This window comes from Streptomonospora arabica, from assembly GCF_039531585.1.
Lineage (GTDB): Bacteria > Actinomycetota > Actinomycetes > Streptosporangiales > Streptosporangiaceae > Streptomonospora > Streptomonospora halophila.
This window is the reverse complement of sequence record NZ_BAAAQI010000004.1, coordinates 284,632-302,541: the sequence shown is the minus strand read 5'-3', so window position 1 is coordinate 302,541 and position 17,910 is coordinate 284,632. Positions and strand designations below refer to the sequence as shown.

Sequence of the window (17,910 nt, the reverse complement as noted above, 5' to 3'; positions counted from 1 at the left end):
GGCCCCACCGGCTACCCTCGGCCTCCGCAGCCGGTCCTGACCTGGGCCGGTAACGCCTCGTCCCCGGTCCGCCAAGTACTCGTGAAGGCAGGCGGAACGCGATACAGGATGCTGAGAGGCGCCACGTGGCAGGTGAGAGAAGCAGACGCGCGGGACCCCGGGAAGCCGCGCGCGACCCGGACAGGTTCGAGGAGTTCTACCGGCGCCACGTCGAGAGGATCACCAGGTTCGTGGCGCGGCGGGTCGACGACCCGCACACCGCCGCCGACCTGACGGCCGACGTGTTCCTGGCGGCGATCCGCTCGGCGGACTCCTACCGTCCCGACAGGGGCGAGGAGGAGGCCTGGCTGTTCGGGATCGCGCGCAACGTGGTCGCGGCCGAGCGCAGGCGGGCGGCCCGCGAGGCCGACAGCGGCAACCGCCTGGCCGGCCGCAGGCTGCTGGACTCCGACGACATCACCCGTATGGAGGAGCGGATCCACGCCGAGGACCGGGCGCGCGCACTGCTGGGCTCGATGGCCGAGCTGCCCGAGGGCGAGCGCCAGGTGCTCGAACTCGTCGCGGTCGACCAGCTCAGCGTCACCGAGGCCGCGGCGGCGCTCGGCATCCGCAAGGTCACCGCGCGGGTGCGGCTGCACCGGGCGCGCAAGGCGCTGGCGGCCGCCGCGCGGCGGGGTCCGGCCGCGGAGGAGCCGCCGACCGGGACCTCTCCCGCTGACACCGCTCCCGGCGCTGACACCGCGCGCGCCGCCGAAAGCATGCGGACCGGGGACGCCCCGGTCGGGATCTCATACGCGAGGGGACAGGCATGACCGCAGACAAGACCGAACGCTTCGAGGACCGGCTGCTCGCCGAGCTGAAGAAGGAGGTCGCGCTCAACGCGGCCGAGCGCGCCGCGGAGCGGCGGCCCGCCGCACGGCGCCTGGTGACGCTCCCGCGGGTCGGTATGGCCCTGGCCGGGGGAGCCGCGGTGGCGGCCGGGTTCGTGGTGGTGCCGGGAATGACGGCGACGCCCGCCTACGCCATCGAGGAGAAGCCGGACGGCAGCGTGCAGGTGAGCATCAGGGACCTGACGCTGGATCGGGACGAGCAGCGGGATCTGGCCGCCGACCTGCGCGCAGCGGGGGTGGCGGTCGAGATCAGGAACCCGGAGCCGGGCACCCGGTGCGCCTCCGATCTGAGGGTGGGATCCATGACGGTGCTTCCCGGACGTTCCGGCGGCGACGGGGAGTTCTCCGTGGGGCGTGCATACTCGCCGGACTCTGCGGTGGATGCACAGGAGCCTCAGCCCTCGGTGGGCTCGCGGGTGCCCTGGGCCTTCGCGATGGACGCGGATGACTCCATGGTCATCGAGAACTTCGTGCCGGAGGAGGGGGCGCAGCACCGGACGAACTTCCTCATCGCTCAAGGCGCCCCCATGGCGTGCGAGGAGGTACCGGTCGAACGGTGAAGAAGCGGCGGCTCTTGAGGAGCCGGAAGCGAGAGGGTGCGGCGCCAGGGGATGAACGGTGCGCCGCACCCTGTGGGGAGGGCCTTCCGGTCCGGGCAGGGGCCGGGCGTGCCGGTGGGGGGCGGATCGGAGGCGGAGGCGGGAATCCGGTCCTTGAACGGGGGCCGAAGCCGTCTGGCGGTGGCCGGTCCCGGCGAGGGGAGTTGCCGGGACCGGCCACCTTCTCCGGCGGGGTCAGGGCCGGACGGTGCGCCTGCGCTTCACACGCCGGCGCGGGCGCGGCCGATCGGCGGCCGCCGCCCTGCGGATCAGCCGGTACCCAGCCGCGCGCCGAGGGCGTCGGCGAAGGCGTAGCCGTTCGTGGCGTCCCAGTTGATCGACCACGTCATGGCGCCGCCGATCGGCCCGTAGGGCTGGCTCGGGGTGAAGGACCCGCAGTTGCGCCCCTGTTCGAGGCAGTCCAGGGCCCGGATGACGTTGTGGGTCGACTGGTAGCCGCCGCCCGCCGCGGAGGGGGTGGCGGGCAGCCCCAGTCCCACCTGGTCGGGGCGCAGGCCCAGCTCCAGCTGAATGCACGCCTGGGCCGTCAGGAAGTCCACGCTGCCCTGCGAGTAGACCTGGTCATCGCAGCCCAGCATGGAGCCGGAGTTGTAGTACTGCATGTTGATGATGGTCAGGATGTCGCCGATGTTCTGGGCGAGCTTGTAGTAGGCGTAGCTGGGCGCCTGGAAGTCGATGGTCTGGGGCGCCATCGTGATCATCAGGTCCGAGCCGGCCTTGTTCCGCAGCGAGCGGAGCGCCTCCTCCATGTACCGGGCGTTCATGCCGTGTTCGAGGTCGATGTCGATCCCGTCGAACCCGTACTCCTGCATCAGGGCGTAGGCGGAGTCGGCGAAGTTGGCGGCCTCGGTGGAGTTGGTGACGTCCACGTGGCCGTTCTGGCCGCCGATGGACAGCACCACCTTGCGGCCCTCGGCCTGGACGCCGGCCACGTCCTGCTTGAACTGCTGGTCGGTGTAGCCGCCCAGTTCGGAGTCGGCGACGTCGAAGGTGATGCCGCCGGGGCTGCCGGCCTGGTTGCCGGCGAAGGCCACCGCGATGAGGTTGTAGGCGGAGGGCACCTCGCTGATCGGCATCGTTGTCGAGCCGTTGGAGAAGTTGTGCCAGTACCCGGTGAGCCACTGGCCGTCCGCCGCGGCAGGGGTGGCGGAGGTGGGCTCGGAACCGTCCAGCACAGTCGGTGCGGCGACCGCGCCCAGGCCGAGGGTGGACAACGCGGCTGCGCCGGCCAGGGCCGCGGAGAGCCGCGGGAAGCGGCGGAAGACACCGCTGAAGCGGTGTCCGCCGGGGGCGTGTCGGGGATGTCGGGGAGCGTTCACGAAAGAGGGCTCCTTCCAGGCGTCTCGCGTCCGTGAGCGGGGAATGGACGCGAATCCGGGTTGCATGCCGACCGGATTCGCTCTCAGTGTTCGGATCCGCACCTGAAGTGTTAAGAAACCTAGGAGTTGGCGTCCGAGACGTCAACCTATCTGGAAGCATTATTTCCAAAAACACTCGGTCGTGTATCGGGTACACAGCGCGCCCAGGCGGCTCCGCGCAGGTCGCGGGCGGGTCGGAGGAAGGGCGCGGGCCGAGGATCCGCGGGCGGATCCGCGGCGCCGGCACCGGGGCGGGCCTGACGCCCCGTGGTCGCGCGATCCCCGGGAAGCTGTTACGGTCCCTGCGGCAGTGGCGACGGGCCGCTGCCGCGCGGATGAAGGAATGCTTCGCAGGCGGGCGCGCGATGGAAGCTTTCTTCGTCGGTCCGCGCAGGGTTCCCGGCTCCGAGTCGGGGGAATCCTGCCGCCATGGACCTCCCTGCAGAAGCCGCGCGGCTCCACTTCCGCAAGTCGAGCTACTCGTTCAAGGAGAACTGCGTGGAGGTCGCGGACCGGCCGGATGCCGGCATCGCCGTCCGCGACTCGAAGGACGCCGCTGCGGGGCACCTGGACTTCCCCGGCGCCGCCTGGGCGGCGCTCCTCGGGCTCGTGAAGGCGGACAGCGCCTGAAGCCCCGTAGGTCCGCGCCCGCGCGCCGACCGCGCACCCGCGCGCTCAGCCGCGGAACGGCAGGTTCAGCCAGGGGCTCTGCGGGTGCGTCATCATGAGGTGGTGCACCTCCAGAGGCGTGGTGTACCAGTGGCTGAAGGCGCCCTGGTCGAAATGCAGGCAGCGCCCCAGGATGTAGCCCGCTGAGAAGTCCCACCACGTGGTGTAGTAGCGGAGCGCCTGCTCGCTCGCGCGCATCGCGAACCACTGCGACGTCTGCATGTCGGTGTAGCCGCACTGCACGCCCCAGCGCGCCATGTTCGCGCCGCGGCCGAGGTCCCACGCCTTGATCGCGGTGACGATCCCGCCCGGCGGCAGCAGGCCGTCGGCCGTGAACCGCTTCTCGTAGTCCAGGATGGTCCCGGCCAGGTCGATCAGCCGCTGGTAGACGGCGTTGTCCAGCCCCCGCTGCTGGCACATCCGCGCGATCGCGTCGCGCCAGAGTCCGGCGTCGATGGGGCGGCCGACGGCTTGGGAGGAGACCATGCGCAGCTCAAGCAGCGCGGCAGCGGGCGCGTTGCTGTCGCCGCCGACCAGTGCCTCGGCCTGCTGCAGCCAGTCGTCCGGGGACTCGATTCCCCAGTCCTCCCGCAGTCCCTCCCGCTTCTGCTCGGGCGTGCAGCAGGAACAGCCGCCGGGGCTGTTCCACGCCGCCTCGTTGGAGACCTGGATGTGGACGGCACAGGCGTAGGCGTGCGCGAGAGGGCCGTGGAAGGGGCCGTAGGGATCCGCGTTCAATGCGAGTCTGCTGCCCTGCACCGTGCCCCCTGACAGACCGCCGCCGCGAGGCGGCACTCGTAATCGTCGCGGGCCCCGGTATACCACGCCGCGAACACCGGTGCAGACGGGGGTTTCGGGCATCCGGCCTCGCAGGCGGCCGGTCGGCGCGCCCCTGGCGTTCAAGATGCAGGTCTGCGTCGCCGATGCCGGTGTCGAAGATCAGCTCCGGGGTGACGCGGGAGTCGATGCACACGACCACGACGGCGAACGGGTGCTGGCCCCGCGCCACCTCCTCCCGGGGCGGCGCTCCTCCAATCCTTGGCCCGCAACCCTGTCTTCGTCGACGGGAACAAGCGGGCCGCTTGGAACTGCACAGCCGTGTTCCTGGAAGTGAACGGCGCGTCATTGATCACGCCGGTCGACGAAGACAGGGCGGAGCGCTTCGTCCTCGGCGTGACCACGGGTGCGATGCCAGACGTGTCTGACATCGCCGTGGAACTCAGGGCCTTCCACCGCGCCGGTCCGATCGGCTGATGTCCGGCTCCGGTTTCAGCACTCGATGACGTTGACCGCGAGGCCGCCGCGGCTTGTCTCCTTGTACTTGTCCATCATGTCCCGGCCGGTGTCGCGCATGGTGCGGATCACCTTGTCGAGGGAGACGAAGTGGCTGCCGTCGCCACGCAGCGCGAGGCGGGCCGCGCTGATCGCCTTGATCGAGGCCAGGGCGTTGCGCTCGATACAGGGAACCTGCACCAGGCCCCCGATGGGGTCGCAGGTCAGGCCCAGGTTGTGCTCCATGGCGATCTCCGCCGCGTTCTCGATCTGGGCCGGGGTCGCGCCCCACGCCTCGGCCAGGCCCGCTGCCGCCATGGACGACGCCGAACCGACCTCGCCCTGGCAGCCGACCTCGGCGCCGGAGATCGAGGCGTTCTGCTTGTAGAGGATGCCGATCGCCCCCGCCGCGAGCAGGAAGCGCATCGTCCCCTCGTCGCCCGCGCCCTGGGTGAAGTGCGCGTAGTAGTGCAGCACCGCCGGGACGATCCCGGCCGCGCCGTTGGTGGGTGCGGTGACCACCCGGCCGCCGGCGGCGTTCTCCTCGTTGACCGCCAGGGCGTACAGCGTGATCCAGTCGGTGCCGCGCATCGGGTCGCCGGGGTCGCTGTGGTCGGGGCCGGCCAGACCCTCGGGGCCGCAGTGGCCGCCGAGTTGGCGGTAGAGCCGCGGCGCGCGGCGCGAAACCTTCAGGCCCCCGGGCAGAGTGCCCTCGGTGGTCACGCCCCGGCGCACGCACGCGCGCATCGCCCGCCAGATCTCCAGCAGGCCCTCGCCGATCTCCTCGTCGGTGCGCCCGAACGCCCGCTCGTTGGCGAGCATGACGGCGCTGATGGACATGCCGGTCTCGCGGCAGGTCTCCAGCAGTTCGGCCGCGCTGGAGAACGGGTAGGGCTGCGGAGTCTCGTCGGCCGTGATCCGGTCGGCGCCCACGGCCTCCTCGTCGACGACGAAGCCGCCGCCCACCGAGAAGTAGGTGTGGGCCCGCAGCTCCGTGCCCGCGGAGTCCAGGGCCAAAAAGCGCATGCCGTTGGGGTGGCCCGGGAGCGTCTCCTTGCGGCGGAAGTCCAGGTGCGTCTCGGGGTCGAAGTCGACCTCGCGGACGCCGGCCAGGGCGAGCCGGTGCTCCGTGCGTACACGCTCGACCGTCGCCGCGGCGGCGTCGACGTCGACGCCCTCGGGCGTCTGCCCGAGCAGCCCGAGTACCACGGCGCGGTCGCTGCCGTGCCCCTTGCCGGTCAGTGCCAGCGAGCCGTACAGCTCGGCGCGCACCGCGGCGGTGCGCTCCAGCAGCCCGGACTCGGCCAGCCCCTCGGCGAACCTGCGTGCGGCCCGCATCGGCCCCACGGTGTGCGAGCTCGACGGACCGATGCCGATGGTGAACAGGTCGAAGACGCTGATTGCCATTCCTGCCCTCCTTGCGGGTAACAGGAGCGATTTCGGTGTTCGGTGCGGCCGGGGCGGAGTGCCGAGCACGCCCCGGCCGCACCAGGAGGGCAGGGGACTGCCCTCTACAGCTCCGGGTAGAGCGGATTCTTGCGTACGAGCGCCTCGACGCGGCCGCGCAGCGCCGCGGCGTCGTATTCCGGCTTGAGCGCCTCGGCGATGACGTCGGAGACCTCGGTGAAGTCCTCGTCGCCGAACCCGCGCGTGGCAAGCGCGGGGGTGCCGATGCGCAGTCCCGAGGTCACCATGGGCGGCCGCGGGTCGTCGGGTACGGCGTTGCGGTTGACCGTGATGCCGATCTCGTGCAGCCGGTCCTCCGCCTCCTTGCCGTTGAGCTGGGAGTTGACCAGGTCGACGAGTACGAGATGGACGTCGGTGCCACCGCTGAGCACCCGCACGCCCGACTGCACGGCGTCCTCGCGCATCAGCCGATCGGCCAGGATCTTGGCGCCGGAGACGGTGCGCCGCTGCCGGTCGGCGAACTCCTCGCCCGCCGCGACCTTCAGCGAGACCGCCTTGCCGGCGATCACGTGCTCCAGCGGTCCGCCCTGCATGCCGGGGAACACGGCGGAGTTGATCTTCTTGCCGAACTCCTCCTTGCTGAGGATGAGCCCGCCGCGCGGACCGCCCAGGGTCTTGTGCGTGGTGGTGGTGACCACGTCGGCGTGGGGCACCGGGCTGGGGTGCAGCCCGGCCGCCACCAGGCCGGCGAAGTGCGCCATGTCGACCATGAACAGGGCGTCGACGTCGTCGGCGATCTTGCGGAACCGCGCGAAGTCCAGCTGGCGCGGATAGGCCGACCAGCCGGCGACGATCATCTTCGGCCGGTGCTCCTTGGCCAGCTTCTCGACCTCGTCGTAGTCGACGGTGCCGTCCTCGGGGCGGACGTGGTAGGCGACCGCGTTGAGGATCTTGCCGGAGTAGTTCAGCTTCATGCCGTGGGTCAGGTGGCCGCCGTGCGCGAGGTCCAGGCCCAGGATCGTGTCGCCCGGCTTGAGCAGCGAGAAGTAGACGGCCGTGTTGGCCTGGGCGCCCGAGTGCGGCTGCACGTTGGCGTGCTCGGCGCCGAACAGCGCCTTCGCCCGGTCGATCGCGAGCTGCTCGACCACGTCGACGTGCTCGCAGCCCCCGTAGTAGCGCTTGCCGGGGTAGCCCTCGGCGTACTTGTTGGTCAGGACCGTACCCTGGGCCTCCAGCACCGCCTGCGGAGCGAAGTTCTCCGAGGCGATCATCTCCAGCGTGTCGCGCTGCCGGTTGAGCTCGGCGCCGACGGCTGCGGCGATTTCCGGATCGAGCTGTTCGAGGGACTGGTCGAGCAGATTCCGCTGAGAGGGCATGTGATCAACCTTCGCCTTCGGTCAACTGCGTGTACTGCTCCGGAGAGAGCAGCTCGGACGGTTCCTCGGTGACCTCCACCTTGAAGAGCCACCCCTGGCCGTAGGGATCGGTCCCGATGACCTCGGGATTGTCCACCGCAGCCTGGTTCACGTCGACGACCTCGCCGTTGACCGGCGCGTACAGGTCGCTGACGGACTTGGTGGACTCCACCTCCCCGCAGGTCTCACCGGCGGCGACGGTGGTGCCCGTCTCCGGCGGTTCGACGTAGACGATGTCGCCGAGCGCCTCGGCGGCGAATGCGGTGATGCCGACTGTGGCGACACCGTCGCTGACCGCCACCCACTCGTGGTCGCTCGTGTAGTTCAGCTCCGCGGGAACGCTCAATTCAAATCTCCAGGAGGTCGTCGTTGTCCGGGTCTGGGACCGGGTAGGGCGCGGCGCCTTCGCGTGTGGCCGCCCGACCGGTTCGGCGTGGACCGTCGGCGGTTCCACCCAGTCGAATTCTGCCGCTTCGGCCTGCGGCCGCGCACGCTGTGTGCGCGCTTCGGCCGCCGCCGGGGTCAGCGCTCCCGGCGGTAGAGCGGCAGGTCGACGACGTCGACGGCCTCGGCGCGGCCGCGCACGTCCACGGCGGTCTCGCCCGAGGACGGGTCGGCCCCGCTGTCCATGTAGGCCATGGCGACGGGCTTGCCCAGCGTGGGCGAGGGCGCCCCGCTGGTGACCACGCCCACGGGCTCGCCGTCCAGCAGGACCGTGTTGTCCTTGCGCAGCGGACGGCGGCCGCGGGCCACCAGGCCGACCAGGCGGCGGCGCGGGCCGGAGTCGGCGACGCTCTGCAGCGCGTCGCGGCCCACGAAGTCGCCGGGCTTGTCCAGTTTGACGACCCGGCCGAGGTTGGCCTCGAAGGGGGTGGTCCGGGCGTCCAGTTCGTTGCCGTAGAGGGGCATGCCGGCTTCGAGGCGCAGCGTGTCCCGGGCGGAGAGCCCGGCCGGGAGCAGGCCGTGCGGCTCGCCCGCCTTGATCAGGGCGTCCCACACGGCGGGCGCGTCGTCGCCGGGGCTGAGGAAGATCTCGAAGCCGTCCTCGCCGGTGTAGCCGGTGCGGGCCAGGAGCACCGGGTGCCCGGCGACCTGGTGGGAGTATCCCGCGAAGTACTTGATGGTGCTCAGGTCGGCGTCGGTGAGCGGCGCCAGGATGTCGACGGCGGCCGGGCCCTGCACGGCGATCAGCGCGTAGTCGGCGGAACGGTCCTCGACGAGGGCGCCGAAGCCCGCCGCGCGCTCGCTGAGGGCGGCGAGCACGGTCCCGGTGTTGGCCGCGTTGGCCACCACCAGGTACTCGTCGTCGGCGAGCCGGTACACGATGAGGTCGTCGAGGACGCCGCCGTCGGCCGCGGTGATCATGGTGTAGCGGGCGCGGCCCGGCGCGACCTTGGACAGATGGCCCACGAGGGCGTAGTCCAGCATGTCGGCGGCTTGGGGGCCGGTGATGTGGATCTCGCCCATGTGGGAGAGGTCGAAGAGTCCGGCCGTCTCGCGCACGGCCGCGTGCTCGGCGCGCTCGCCGCCGTAGCGCAGCGGCATCTCCCAGCCCGCGAAGCCGACCAGGGTGGCCCCGGCCCGCTCGTGGACGGCGTGCAGCGGCGTTGTCCGCAGTGCCGATCCGTCGTCCGGCGCAGTCATTCTCACTCCCGAGAGGATGGACGTCGTTTCGTGACAGGCGTTGCCATCCTCCCCCTCTGTCATGATGCCTGAGAGCTTCGCCGCGCGAACGCGGCTTGCACCTTCGGCGAGGGGCTCGAACGCCCCTGCTTTCCAGAGTGGTCTCGACCGTACGGTCCGGCGCGCCTGAGAGGTTCTCTGGGGAGGAATTGCTCCTTCGGCGGCCCGTGCCGGCTGCACGGACTCTCTCCCGTACGGATTCAACGACCGGTTCCAGGCTAGCAGTGCGGCTTTCGCGCGAACAGCCAAGGGGACACGAAACGCCCACTTCACCGCACCTGCCAGCGGAGACGCCGACCGCCGCGGAGCCGGGGGCGCCGGCGGCACCCGAGCGCCGGGTCCCTCCGGCGGCGCCCCCGAAAGGCGTCCGCGGCGCGCGGCCCGCGGCGAGTCCGGGCGCCCTCGGCCGCGGGCGGGGCAGCGGGCTCCGGCGCTTAGACCGAGCGGCGCTTGCGTACCGCCTCGGCGAGCCGGCCCAGCACGTCCTCGGTGGTCGACCAGCTCATGCACGTGTCGGTGATGGAGCGCCCGTAGGAGAGCTCCGCGGGGTCGCCCAGCTTCTGGGCGCCCTCCTCGATGAAGCTCTCCAGCATCACGCCGATGATGCCGCGCTGACCGTCGGCGACCTGCGCCGCGATGGCGTCGGCCACCCCCGGCTGGCGGGTGTGGTCCTTGCCGCTGTTGGCGTGGCTGGCGTCGATCATCAGCCGCCGCGGCAGTCCGGAGCGCTCGACGACCTCCAGCGCGGGCGCGACGCCGGCCGCGTCGTAGTTGGGGCCGCTGCGTCCGCCGCGCAGGATGACGTGGCAGTCGGGGTTGCCCGCGGTGACCACGACCGAGCCCGCGCCCGAGGGGTCGATTCCGAAGAAGGTGTGCGAGGCCGCGGAGGCGCCGCAGGCGTCCACTGCCACCTGCACGTCGCCGTCGGTGCCGTTCTTGAAGCCCACCGGCATGCTCAGGCCGCTGCCGAGCTGGCGGTGGACCTGGCTCTCGGTGGTCCGGGCGCCGATCGCGCCCCAGGCCACCGCGTCGGCGATGTACTGCGGGGTGATGGGGTCGAGGAACTCGGTGCCGGCCGGCACGCCGATCGAGCCGATGTCGAGCAGCAGCTTGCGCGCGGTGCGCAGGCCGCGGTGCACGTCGTAGCTCTCGTCCAGCCCGGGGTCGTTGATGAGCCCCTTCCAGCCCAGCGTGGTGCGCGGCTTCTCGAAGTAGACGCGCATGACCAGGCAGAGGTCCTCGCTCAGGGACGGCGTCAGCGCCTTGAGCCGCTCGGCGTAGTCCAGCGCGGCCTCGGGGTCGTGCACGGAGCAGGGCCCAACGATGACCAGCAGGCGGTCGTCGGCGCCGTCGAGCACGCGCTTGACCTCGCCGCGGGCGTCCTCGACCAGCGCGGCGCGCTCCGGTCCCATCGGGAGCTCGGCGAGGAGGTCCTTGGGCGCGATCAGCGGCTGGTAGCTGGCGACGCGCGTGTCATTGGTGTTGGGCATGCCTTCTGTGTCCCTACTTCCGTCTCACCTGCGGACCCACTCAGAACACTAACGCGGGTGGGCGGCGTGCGGGGTGCCGGAGTGTTCCGGGGCGCCGCCCCGCGCACCCGGCCGCGGCCCTTTCGGAGCCGCCGGGTGTGGTGCGCCTCGGCGCGCACGGCCCGAAGCCGGTGTCCGCGCAGGTTCGCGGCGTTTCATGTGACCCTGGACACACTCTGGAGCCGGGCTCCGCCGCGGGGACGCCCGGCGGCCGCGGCGCGCCCGGCAGCGCGGGAGGCGCAGGCGCGGGGCGGGCAGCGGGGACGATGCCGTGCGCTGGAACGATCTTGGCGCGCAAATCCGCCGCGGCGTGCGAAACCCTCGGCGTGGCCGGGCTTCCGGCGCTGCGCCCGAGTGCCGGGAAACGCCGTCCCGCGGCGGACGCGCGGCACTGCGCCCGGTCGTCCCGGTTCTAGGATTGTCCGCGGCCACATCTGCGACGAAGGACGCCTAACCCATGCGCACGCTGTACCCGTCCATCGAACCCTACGACTCCGGCATGCTCGACGTGGGCGATGGACACCGGATCTACTGGGAGCTGTGCGGGAACCCGGCGGGCAAGCCTGCGGTGTTCCTGCACGGGGGACCGGGTGCGGGCTGCTCACCCGACCACCGCCGCCTGTTCGACCCCGAGCGCTACCGCGTGCTGCTCTTCGACCAGCGCAACTGCGGCCGCAGCACCCCCCACGCCGCCGGCATGGACGTGGACCTCAAGACCAACACCACCTGGGCGCTGGTGGAGGACCTGGAGCGCCTGCGGACGATGATGGGCGTGGACCGCTGGCAGGTGTTCGGCGGTTCGTGGGGCAGCGCGCTGGCGCTGGCCTACGCCGAGGAGCACCCCCGGCGGGTCAGCGAACTGGTCCTGCGGGGGATCTTCACCCTGCGCAACGAGGAGCTCCGCTGGTTCTACCAGAACGGCGCCAGCTACCTCTTCCCCGACCTGTGGGAGCACTACCTCGCGCCCATCCCCGAGGAGGAGCGCGACGACCTCATCGGGGCCTACGCGCACCGGCTGTCCTCGCCCGACCCCGATGTGCGCCTGGCCGCGGCCCGCGCCTGGAGCTTGTGGGAGGGCTCGACCATCACCCTGCTGCCCGACCAGCGCGTGCGCGCCCAGCACGCCGAGGCGGAGTACGCGCTGGCCTTCGCCCGCATCGAGAACCACTACTTCGCCCACGGCGGCTTCTTCACCCCCGGCCAGCTGATCGACGGCGCCGACCGGCTGAGCGGCATCCCCGGCGTGATCGTGCAGGGCCGCTACGACGTGTGCACCCCGGTCAAGACCGCACACGACCTGCACCGGGCCTGGCCCGAGGCGCAGTTCCACCTGGTCGACGACGCCGGCCACGCCTTCAGCGAACCCGGCATCCTGCACCACCTCATCGAGGCCACCGACGCCTTCGCCGACGCCTGAGAGGGGGCTGAAAGCGTCTGGGAGGCGTCTCCAGTGGCGGGGGGCGCGCCATCCGCCCGCGGGTCCGCGGCCGCTCGGTGCGGGATTAGGCTCGGACGCGCAAGCAGCGGCCCGACGGCGCAGAGCGAGGAGAACCATGCGGGTCAACGTCGACTTCGACCGGTGCGAGAGCAACGCGGTGTGCATGGGCGTGGTGCCGGAGGTCTTCGAGGTGCGTGAGGACGACTTCCTCTACGTGCTGCAGGAGGAGCCCCCGGAGGACCTGCGGGCCGAGGTCGAGGAGGCCGCCCGCATGTGCCCCAAGCAGGCCATCACGATCGAGGGCTGACCTCGGCCAGCGCGTCCTCCCAGGTGGTGGGCTCGGCCAGGAGCCGGCGCAGGCGCATCACCTTCGGCGTGGAGCGCAGGCCCAGGATGCCCACGAGCATCCCGGCGCGGCCGAGGAGGGCGACGAACTTGCGGTCCTCGGCCGAGCCGTGCACGATCTCGGCGGTGTCGGCGGGCGCGGCCTGGCCCAGCAGCTGGATCTTCATCCCGTACTGGTCGGACCAGAAGTAGGGGACCGGGGTGTAGGGCGTGCCGCCGCCCGCCAGCAGGTTGCGCGCAGCGGCGGCCGCCTGCTCGCCTGCGTTGGTCCAGTGCTCCAGGCGCATCAGGCCGCCGTAGCGCGGGTGCGGCCAGGCGGCGATGTCGCCCGCCGCATACACCCCGGGCAGGGCGGTGCGGCAGTACTCGTCGCAGAGCACTCCGCCGGTGCCCCCGGCCAGTTCGACGCCCGAGCCCTCCAGCCAGCCGGTGTTGGGCAGTGCGCCCAGGCCCGCCACGACCAGCGACGCCTCGACCGCGCTGCCGTCGCCGAGCCGTACCCGCTCGACGCGCCCGCGCCCCTCGAACCCGGTCACGCCCACGCCCAGCCGGAGGTCGACGCCGTGGTCGCGGTGCAGCTCGGCGAACACGCCGCCGACCCGGGGGTCGACGACGCGGGTGAGCGGGGTGGGTTCGGCCTCCAGCAGCACGACCTCCAGCCCGGCCGCGCGGGCGCTGGAGGCGACCTCGGCGCCGACGAACCCGGCTCCCACGACGACGACGCGCTCGGCGTCCTTGAAGGAGTCGCGCACGGCCTCGGCGTCCTCGACGGTGCGCAGCACGTGCACCCCCTCCAGCGCGGTGCCGGGGCGGCGGGCGCGGGAGCCCGTGGCGATCACCAGGCCGTCGGCGGCCACCTGCGAGCCGTCGTCGAGCTCGACGGCGCGCTCGCGCGGGCGCAGCCGCCGCGCGGACCGGCCCAGCCGCAGGTCCAGCCCCAGGCCGTCGAACGCGGAGTCCTCGCGCAGGTCGATGCCCGCACCGGCGCCCTTGCCCGTCAGGAACTCCTTGGACAGCGGCGGGCGCGAGTAGGGGCGGTGCGGCTCCTCGCCGACCATCGTGATCCGCCCCTCGAAGCCGGCTTCGCGCAGGGACTCGGCCGCGTGCAGCCCGGCCATGCCCGCTCCGGCGATCGCGACGCTGCGGATGTCGCCCATGTGCCGCCCTTCGTCGGTGGTGGTCACGCGCGTGGAACCGGCGAACCGGTGGGCCGCCGCTTCGGGGCCGCCGCACGGCCCCGTCTGGTCGAAACATAGCCCAGTGCCTTCCGATTCCGCCCACCGCGCGGACAGGGCCGGTACCGCGGTCGCGCCGTCCCCGGCGCCCGCACCGGCGCCCGCCGCCGGGACCGCCGGGGAGGGACGGGTCAGGCGAGCGCCTCGTCGGCGACGGGGCGAAGGCGGCCCACCGCCCTGCCGCCGCCGCGGACCTCCGCAGCGGCCAGGTCGCGAACGGGGGAGACGTCGGCGCCGACCGCCGCGAGGGCCTCCAGCGCCGCCAGGGTGCGCGCACGGAACAGCGGGTCGCCGTCGCTCAGCTTCACCGCCGCCACCTCGCCGGCGGGGGCGGCCACGACGAGCACGCCCTCGGCCCCCATCTTGGCCACCGCGCCCGGGAGGCCGCGCATCAGCAGGGTGTCGGTGCGCCCCTCGCCGGCGACGTACTCGGGCCGGTTCCGCATGGCCTCCAGCACCGCGGCCTCGGGCGAACCCTCCGGTGCCAGGGTCATCTCCCGCAGGCCGCGCGCCAGGCCCAGCAGGGAGACCGCCAGCTGCGGCGCGCCGCACCCGTCGACGGTGGTGTGGGCGACCGGCTCGCCGCACATCTCCTCGACCTCCCTGCGCACCAGCTCCTGCACCGGGTGGTCCGGTTCCAGGTAGTCCCCGGTGCTCCACCCGCGCGCGACGCAGGCTGCGAGCATGGCCGCGTGCTTGCCCGAGCAGTTCATGAGCAGCGGCGAGGGCGCACCGCCGTCCATGAGCAGCCGTTCGCGCTCGCCGCGGTCCAGGGGCCAGTCGGCCGGGCAGCGCAGCGCGCCGGCGTCCAGGCCGGCGCCGGCCAGCATCCCCTCCACCGTCTCGACGTGGCGCGGCTCCCCGCTGTGGCTCCCCGCGGCGATCGCGGTCTGCGCGGGTCCCAGGTCGGCGCCGGCGCGCAGCACGGCCGCGGCCTGGAAGGGCTTGGCGGACGAGCGCGGGAGCATCGGGGCCTCGGCCCCGCCGCGGACGTAGCCGATTTCACCGCGGGCGGTGAGCCCCACCGCCGTGCCGAAGTGCACGCCCTCGGCGAATCCGGACCGGACCACCTCGACCAGCGGGACGTACTGCGGCTGCGGGCTCTGCTGCATGGGGAACTCCTCGGTCGGGGGCGCTCATACGTCACGGCCGGAGCCCAGGGGGTGGCGGGTCCGGGCCGCTGGTTCAACGCCGTTCGCGGCAGCGGTCTTCCCGAGCGTGTCGTAGTGTCTGGCCGCGGGAGGTGCCGCGATGAGGATCGGACGGGGTGTGGACGACGTGCTGGACGCCGAACCCGACGCCGGGCGGATGGTCCGGATGGGTGCCCTGACCCGCCGCCGCGGCGCGGCCCGCGGCGCGCGCGATCTGGAGTACGCGGTCGTCGACGTCGAGACCACCGGGCTCTACCCCGGTGAGGGCGCGCGCATCTGCGAGATCGCGGTGGTGCGCATGCGCGGCGACGGCACCCTGCTGCGGGAGTTCACCACGCTGGTCGACCCCGGCTCCGCCGTCACCGGGCAGGAGTTCCACGGCATCGGCGCCAGCGACGTCATCGGCGCGCCCAAGGCCGCCGAGCTGGTGGACGCGCTGCGCGGCCTGTTCTCCGGCGCGGTGCTGGTGGGGCACAAGCTCGACTTCGAGGGCCGCTTCCTTGCCTCGGAGCTGCTTCCGGCCGGTCTTCCGGGCGGCCTGCCGGGCCTGTGCACGCTGCTGTCGCTGCGCTCCCAGCTCGACCTGCCCCGCTACTCGCTACCGCGCGCCTGCCACACGCTCAGCGGTCATTGGCCCACCGGACAGCACACCGCGCTGGGCGACGCCCGCGCCTGTGCCCAACTGCTGGCCGAGCTGCTGGCCAACGCCCCGGGCACGCTGCGCTACACCGGCCCCGCGCCGATCGAATTGGATTCGGGCGAACCGGATCCGGCCCCGCTCAAGCCCCGCACCTCCTACGCCGCCACGCCCTCGGCGGTCGCCCTGCGCGGCCACCCCGAGCGGCCGCCGGCCGAGTGGCCGGTCCGCTGGCGCCGGCTGGAGCTGGACCCGCGCGACTGCGGGGGCCGCTTCAGCCCCGAGCAGCGCGCGGCCGCCCAGCGCGACGCCGAGTGCCGCAGTGCGGCGCTGGAGGCCGCGGCGGCCTCGGCGGCGGTGGCCACGGCCCTGGCGGCCACCAGCGCCGCGCGGCTGGCGGCGCGCCGGCTGCGCACGGTGCTGGGCTGAGTCGGCGCCGCGGTCACATCCCCGACAGCGCCAGGAAGAAGGCGACGATCAGCGCGCTGCCGCCTACCGCGGTGAGCGTCGCCCGACCGGCCTCGGTCAGCCGCGCTCGTACCAGCTGGGGTGCTGCGCGGGCCTGGAACCGGGGCACGCGGTTGAACATCGCGACGGCGACCAGGAGGGCGCCGGCCAGGATCAGGAGCAGGGACACCGGGGGCTCCTCCGGAGCGGGGGCTGGCTGGGCGGTGCCCGATTTTGCCCCAGCTCCGGTGCGGGTGCGCAGCCGAAGAGCGGCCGCTGCCGGTTCCGGTCGCGCCGGTATGACCTCAGGTGAGCGAGGGTGACACGGAGTGACCGGCGGCGTCGGTTGCGCGGGCGCCGAGCGCGCGCAGCGTGAAGGCCGCCACCAGGCGCCCGGCGTCGCCGGGGGTGGTCTCGCCGTGCAGGAGGGGCGCCCGCTGGGCGCCCAGCATCGCCAGCACCAGGCGGGCCACGGGCTCCACCGGCGCCGCCGCGAACTCGCCGTCGTCGACGCCCTGGCGCAGGATGCCGGTGAGCAGCCGCTGCATCGGCGCGACGTGCTCGGCGAGGGCCTGGTAGGCGTCGGGGCCCAGGCTGGCGCCGAGCTCAGCGGCCGCGGGGTGGGGGTGCTCGGCCAGGGCCTCGACCTGGAGCCGCACGAAGGTCTCCAGCCGCTCGGCCGCGCCGGCGCCCGCGGGCAGCTCGCGGTGGTAGCGGTCGACGAACCCGGTGGTGGCCTGCTCGGTGAAGGCCAGCAGCAGCGCGGGCTTGTCGGGGAAGTAGTTGTACAGCGCCGTGCGCGTGATGCCCGCCTCGGCCGCCACGTCGGTCATGGAGATCTCGTCGATGCCCTGCACGCGCGTGAGGGCGGCGACCGCCTCCAGGATGCGCTCGCGGGTCTGCGCGCGGTGCGCTGCGATGGTGGGCGCCGAGATCTTGGGCATGCGCCCATGGTGTCACGCGGCGGCGGCGCCCGGTAAGCGCCGCGGTGGCGGCACACCGGCAGTACACCGGCACCAGGGCCGGGGTCGGGCGGGCGGCGGCGCGCCCGCCGGCGGCGGCGCCGTAGGTCCCCCGGCGGCGCCCGGCACGGGTGCCGCGGCCGGCGGAGCGCGCGCCCGGGTTCAGGCCGCCGTGTCGGCGGCGAAAATGTGGCCGAGATCGGCCAGTACCGCGACGTTGAGCCGGTATGCCAGCCGCGTCTCGCTTACGACGTGGTCGCGCGCGGCCTCGTCCAGCTCCAGCGCGTCCAGCCGCGCGCGGTAGCCGGCCTTGAACCGCGGCAGGCTGCCCAGCTCCGAGAAGTCGTAGAAGGCGGTCCCGCCGCGTTCGTCGAGCCCGTAGGCGCCGGCCGCGACCTTGCGGATGAACTGCCCGCCGGAGAGGTCTCCGAGGTAGCGGGTGTAGTGGTGGGCCACGTAACCGGCGGGGTCGCCGGCCGTGCGCTCGATGCGCGCGGTGTAGGCGCGGGTGGCCGCTGTGGGGGCGATGCGCTCGCGCCAGTCGCCTCCGTAGAGGGCCTCCAGGTCGCGCTCCAGCGCGGGCACGCGGAACAGGCCGGGGTGGACGACCGCGCCGGCGACGGGGTCGCCGGCCAGCGAGCGGCCGACCCGCTCCAGCGCGACGTAGGCGAAGTAGTGCTGCGCGACCATCGCCGCGTACCCCTCGCGGGGCAGCCGGCCGTCCAACAGGGCGCGGGTGAAGCCGTGCTGCTCGGCGTCTTCGTGCGCCGACCAGGTGGCCCGCTTGAGCAGCTCGGAGAACGGCGTGCGCGCGTCCTCGCGGGCGGCGGTGCGGGCGCGGAAGTCGGGGTC

Annotated in this window: 19 protein-coding genes and 1 riboswitch; of the genes, 7 read left to right on the top strand and 12 right to left on the bottom strand. The window is 73.1% G+C overall.

Going from position 1 to position 17,910, the window contains the following annotated elements:
• Positions 1-125 precede the first annotated feature (125 nt).
• A complete protein-coding gene (locus tag ABD284_RS09770; protein ID WP_344142329.1) occupies positions 126-812 on the top strand; it encodes an RNA polymerase sigma factor in 687 nt (228 codons plus the stop codon).
• The gene (locus ABD284_RS09765; protein ID WP_344142328.1) at positions 809-1,450 is read left to right on the top strand and encodes a hypothetical protein; all 642 of its coding nucleotides are present in this window, start codon (positions 809-811) and stop codon (positions 1,448-1,450) included. Before ABD284_RS09770 ends, ABD284_RS09765 begins: the two co-directional genes overlap by 4 nt.
• A gap of 308 nt (positions 1,451-1,758) precedes the next feature.
• Here ABD284_RS09765 and ABD284_RS09760 read toward each other — a convergent pair whose 3' ends face one another.
• Positions 1,759-2,742 carry a chitinase gene (locus ABD284_RS09760; protein ID WP_386699609.1) on the bottom strand — a complete coding sequence of 328 codons (984 nt, stop codon included), beginning with the start codon at positions 2,740-2,742 and terminating at the stop codon, positions 1,759-1,761.
• A 555-nt stretch (positions 2,743-3,297) separates the two neighbouring features.
• Between ABD284_RS09760 and ABD284_RS09755 the strand changes: the two genes are divergently transcribed.
• Positions 3,298-3,498 carry a DUF397 domain-containing protein gene (locus ABD284_RS09755; RefSeq protein ID WP_344142327.1) on the top strand — a complete coding sequence of 67 codons (201 nt, stop codon included), beginning with the start codon at positions 3,298-3,300 and terminating at the stop codon, positions 3,496-3,498.
• A gap of 45 nt (positions 3,499-3,543) precedes the next feature.
• Here ABD284_RS09755 and ABD284_RS09750 read toward each other — a convergent pair whose 3' ends face one another.
• Positions 3,544-4,275, bottom strand: coding sequence for a DUF1266 domain-containing protein (locus ABD284_RS09750; RefSeq protein WP_344142326.1), 732 nt, complete (start codon positions 4,273-4,275; stop codon positions 3,544-3,546).
• A gap of 360 nt (positions 4,276-4,635) precedes the next feature.
• Between ABD284_RS09750 and ABD284_RS09745 the strand changes: the two genes are divergently transcribed.
• Entirely contained in the window at positions 4,636-4,791 is a 156-nt protein-coding gene (locus ABD284_RS09745; RefSeq protein WP_344142325.1) for a hypothetical protein, read from the top strand.
• Between the two features lie 15 nt (positions 4,792-4,806).
• Here ABD284_RS09745 and ABD284_RS09740 read toward each other — a convergent pair whose 3' ends face one another.
• From ABD284_RS09740 to ABD284_RS09720, 5 genes are all read right to left on the bottom strand, one after another.
• Entirely contained in the window at positions 4,807-6,216 is a 1,410-nt protein-coding gene (locus tag ABD284_RS09740) for an L-serine ammonia-lyase (protein WP_344142323.1), read from the bottom strand.
• A 104-nt stretch (positions 6,217-6,320) separates the two neighbouring features.
• The gene (locus ABD284_RS09735; protein WP_344142321.1) at positions 6,321-7,592 is read right to left on the bottom strand and encodes a serine hydroxymethyltransferase; all 1,272 of its coding nucleotides are present in this window, start codon (positions 7,590-7,592) and stop codon (positions 6,321-6,323) included.
• A gap of 4 nt (positions 7,593-7,596) precedes the next feature.
• Entirely contained in the window at positions 7,597-7,977 is a 381-nt protein-coding gene (gene gcvH / locus ABD284_RS09730; protein ID WP_311544711.1) for a glycine cleavage system protein GcvH, read from the bottom strand.
• A 176-nt stretch (positions 7,978-8,153) separates the two neighbouring features.
• Positions 8,154-9,275: a glycine cleavage system aminomethyltransferase GcvT gene (gcvT, locus tag ABD284_RS09725; RefSeq protein ID WP_344142320.1), complete on the bottom strand. Its 1,122-nt coding sequence runs from the start codon at positions 9,273-9,275 to the stop codon at positions 8,154-8,156.
• Positions 9,276-9,321: 46 nt separating this feature from the next.
• Positions 9,322-9,421: riboswitch (glycine riboswitch) on the bottom strand.
• Between the two features lie 327 nt (positions 9,422-9,748).
• Complete coding sequence (locus ABD284_RS09720; RefSeq protein ID WP_344142319.1) at positions 9,749-10,804, bottom strand: 3-deoxy-7-phosphoheptulonate synthase; 1,056 nt, start codon at positions 10,802-10,804, stop codon at positions 9,749-9,751.
• 496 nt (positions 10,805-11,300) lie between these two features.
• Here ABD284_RS09720 and pip point away from each other — a divergent pair, with 496 nt between their 5' ends.
• A complete protein-coding gene (gene pip, locus ABD284_RS09715; RefSeq protein WP_344142318.1) occupies positions 11,301-12,260 on the top strand; it encodes a prolyl aminopeptidase in 960 nt (319 codons plus the stop codon).
• Between the two features lie 136 nt (positions 12,261-12,396).
• Entirely contained in the window at positions 12,397-12,588 is a 192-nt protein-coding gene (locus ABD284_RS09710) for a ferredoxin (protein WP_344142317.1), read from the top strand.
• Here ABD284_RS09710 and ABD284_RS09705 read toward each other — a convergent pair.
• Both ABD284_RS09705 and ABD284_RS09700 read right to left on the bottom strand, forming a co-directional pair.
• Complete coding sequence (locus ABD284_RS09705; protein WP_344142454.1) at positions 12,572-13,783, bottom strand: NAD(P)/FAD-dependent oxidoreductase; 1,212 nt, start codon at positions 13,781-13,783, stop codon at positions 12,572-12,574. The genes ABD284_RS09710 and ABD284_RS09705 overlap by 17 nt on opposite strands.
• 209 nt (positions 13,784-13,992) lie before the next feature.
• A complete protein-coding gene (locus ABD284_RS09700) occupies positions 13,993-14,973 on the bottom strand; it encodes an asparaginase (protein ID WP_344142316.1) in 981 nt (326 codons plus the stop codon).
• A 139-nt stretch (positions 14,974-15,112) separates the two neighbouring features.
• Between ABD284_RS09700 and ABD284_RS09695 the strand changes: the two genes are divergently transcribed.
• On the top strand, positions 15,113-16,078 hold the full coding sequence (locus ABD284_RS09695; RefSeq protein ID WP_344142314.1) for a 3'-5' exonuclease: 966 nt from the start codon (positions 15,113-15,115) through the stop codon (positions 16,076-16,078).
• Positions 16,079-16,091: 13 nt separating this feature from the next.
• On the opposite strand, the gene ABD284_RS09690 is transcribed toward ABD284_RS09695, so the two are convergent.
• The 3 genes from ABD284_RS09690 to ABD284_RS09680 all read right to left on the bottom strand — a co-directional run bounded on the left by ABD284_RS09690 (position 16,092) and on the right by ABD284_RS09680 (position 17,850).
• A complete protein-coding gene (locus tag ABD284_RS09690; RefSeq protein ID WP_344142313.1) occupies positions 16,092-16,286 on the bottom strand; it encodes a hypothetical protein in 195 nt (64 codons plus the stop codon).
• A gap of 115 nt (positions 16,287-16,401) precedes the next feature.
• A complete protein-coding gene (locus ABD284_RS09685) occupies positions 16,402-17,040 on the bottom strand; it encodes a TetR/AcrR family transcriptional regulator (protein ID WP_344142312.1) in 639 nt (212 codons plus the stop codon).
• Between the two features lie 180 nt (positions 17,041-17,220).
• Positions 17,221-17,850 carry a biliverdin-producing heme oxygenase gene (locus tag ABD284_RS09680; protein ID WP_344142453.1) on the bottom strand — a complete coding sequence of 210 codons (630 nt, stop codon included), beginning with the start codon at positions 17,848-17,850 and terminating at the stop codon, positions 17,221-17,223.
• Between the last annotated feature and the right edge of the window lie 60 nt (positions 17,851-17,910).

Excerpts from the sequence above, each read along its gene's own strand:
- ABD284_RS09765 (WP_344142328.1), top strand. The coding sequence starts at position 809 with ATGACCGCAGACAAGACCGAACGCTTCGAGGACCGGCTGCTCGCCGAG.
- ABD284_RS09755 (WP_344142327.1), top strand. The coding sequence starts at position 3,298 with ATGGACCTCCCTGCAGAAGCCGCGCGGCTCCACTTCCGCAAGTCGAGC.
- ABD284_RS09740 (WP_344142323.1), bottom strand. The coding sequence starts at position 6,216 with ATGGCAATCAGCGTCTTCGACCTGTTCACCATCGGCATCGGTCCGTCG.
- ABD284_RS09735 (WP_344142321.1), bottom strand. The coding sequence starts at position 7,592 with ATGCCCTCTCAGCGGAATCTGCTCGACCAGTCCCTCGAACAGCTCGAT.
- gcvT (WP_344142320.1), bottom strand. The coding sequence starts at position 9,275 with ATGACTGCGCCGGACGACGGATCGGCACTGCGGACAACGCCGCTGCAC.
- ABD284_RS09720 (WP_344142319.1), bottom strand. The coding sequence starts at position 10,804 with ATGCCCAACACCAATGACACGCGCGTCGCCAGCTACCAGCCGCTGATC.
- pip (WP_344142318.1), top strand. The coding sequence starts at position 11,301 with ATGCGCACGCTGTACCCGTCCATCGAACCCTACGACTCCGGCATGCTC.
- ABD284_RS09710 (WP_344142317.1), top strand. The coding sequence starts at position 12,397 with ATGCGGGTCAACGTCGACTTCGACCGGTGCGAGAGCAACGCGGTGTGC.
- ABD284_RS09705 (WP_344142454.1), bottom strand. The coding sequence starts at position 13,783 with ATGGGCGACATCCGCAGCGTCGCGATCGCCGGAGCGGGCATGGCCGGG.
- ABD284_RS09700 (WP_344142316.1), bottom strand. The coding sequence starts at position 14,973 with ATGCAGCAGAGCCCGCAGCCGCAGTACGTCCCGCTGGTCGAGGTGGTC.
- ABD284_RS09695 (WP_344142314.1), top strand. The coding sequence starts at position 15,113 with ATGAGGATCGGACGGGGTGTGGACGACGTGCTGGACGCCGAACCCGAC.
- ABD284_RS09685 (WP_344142312.1), bottom strand. The coding sequence starts at position 17,040 with ATGCCCAAGATCTCGGCGCCCACCATCGCAGCGCACCGCGCGCAGACC.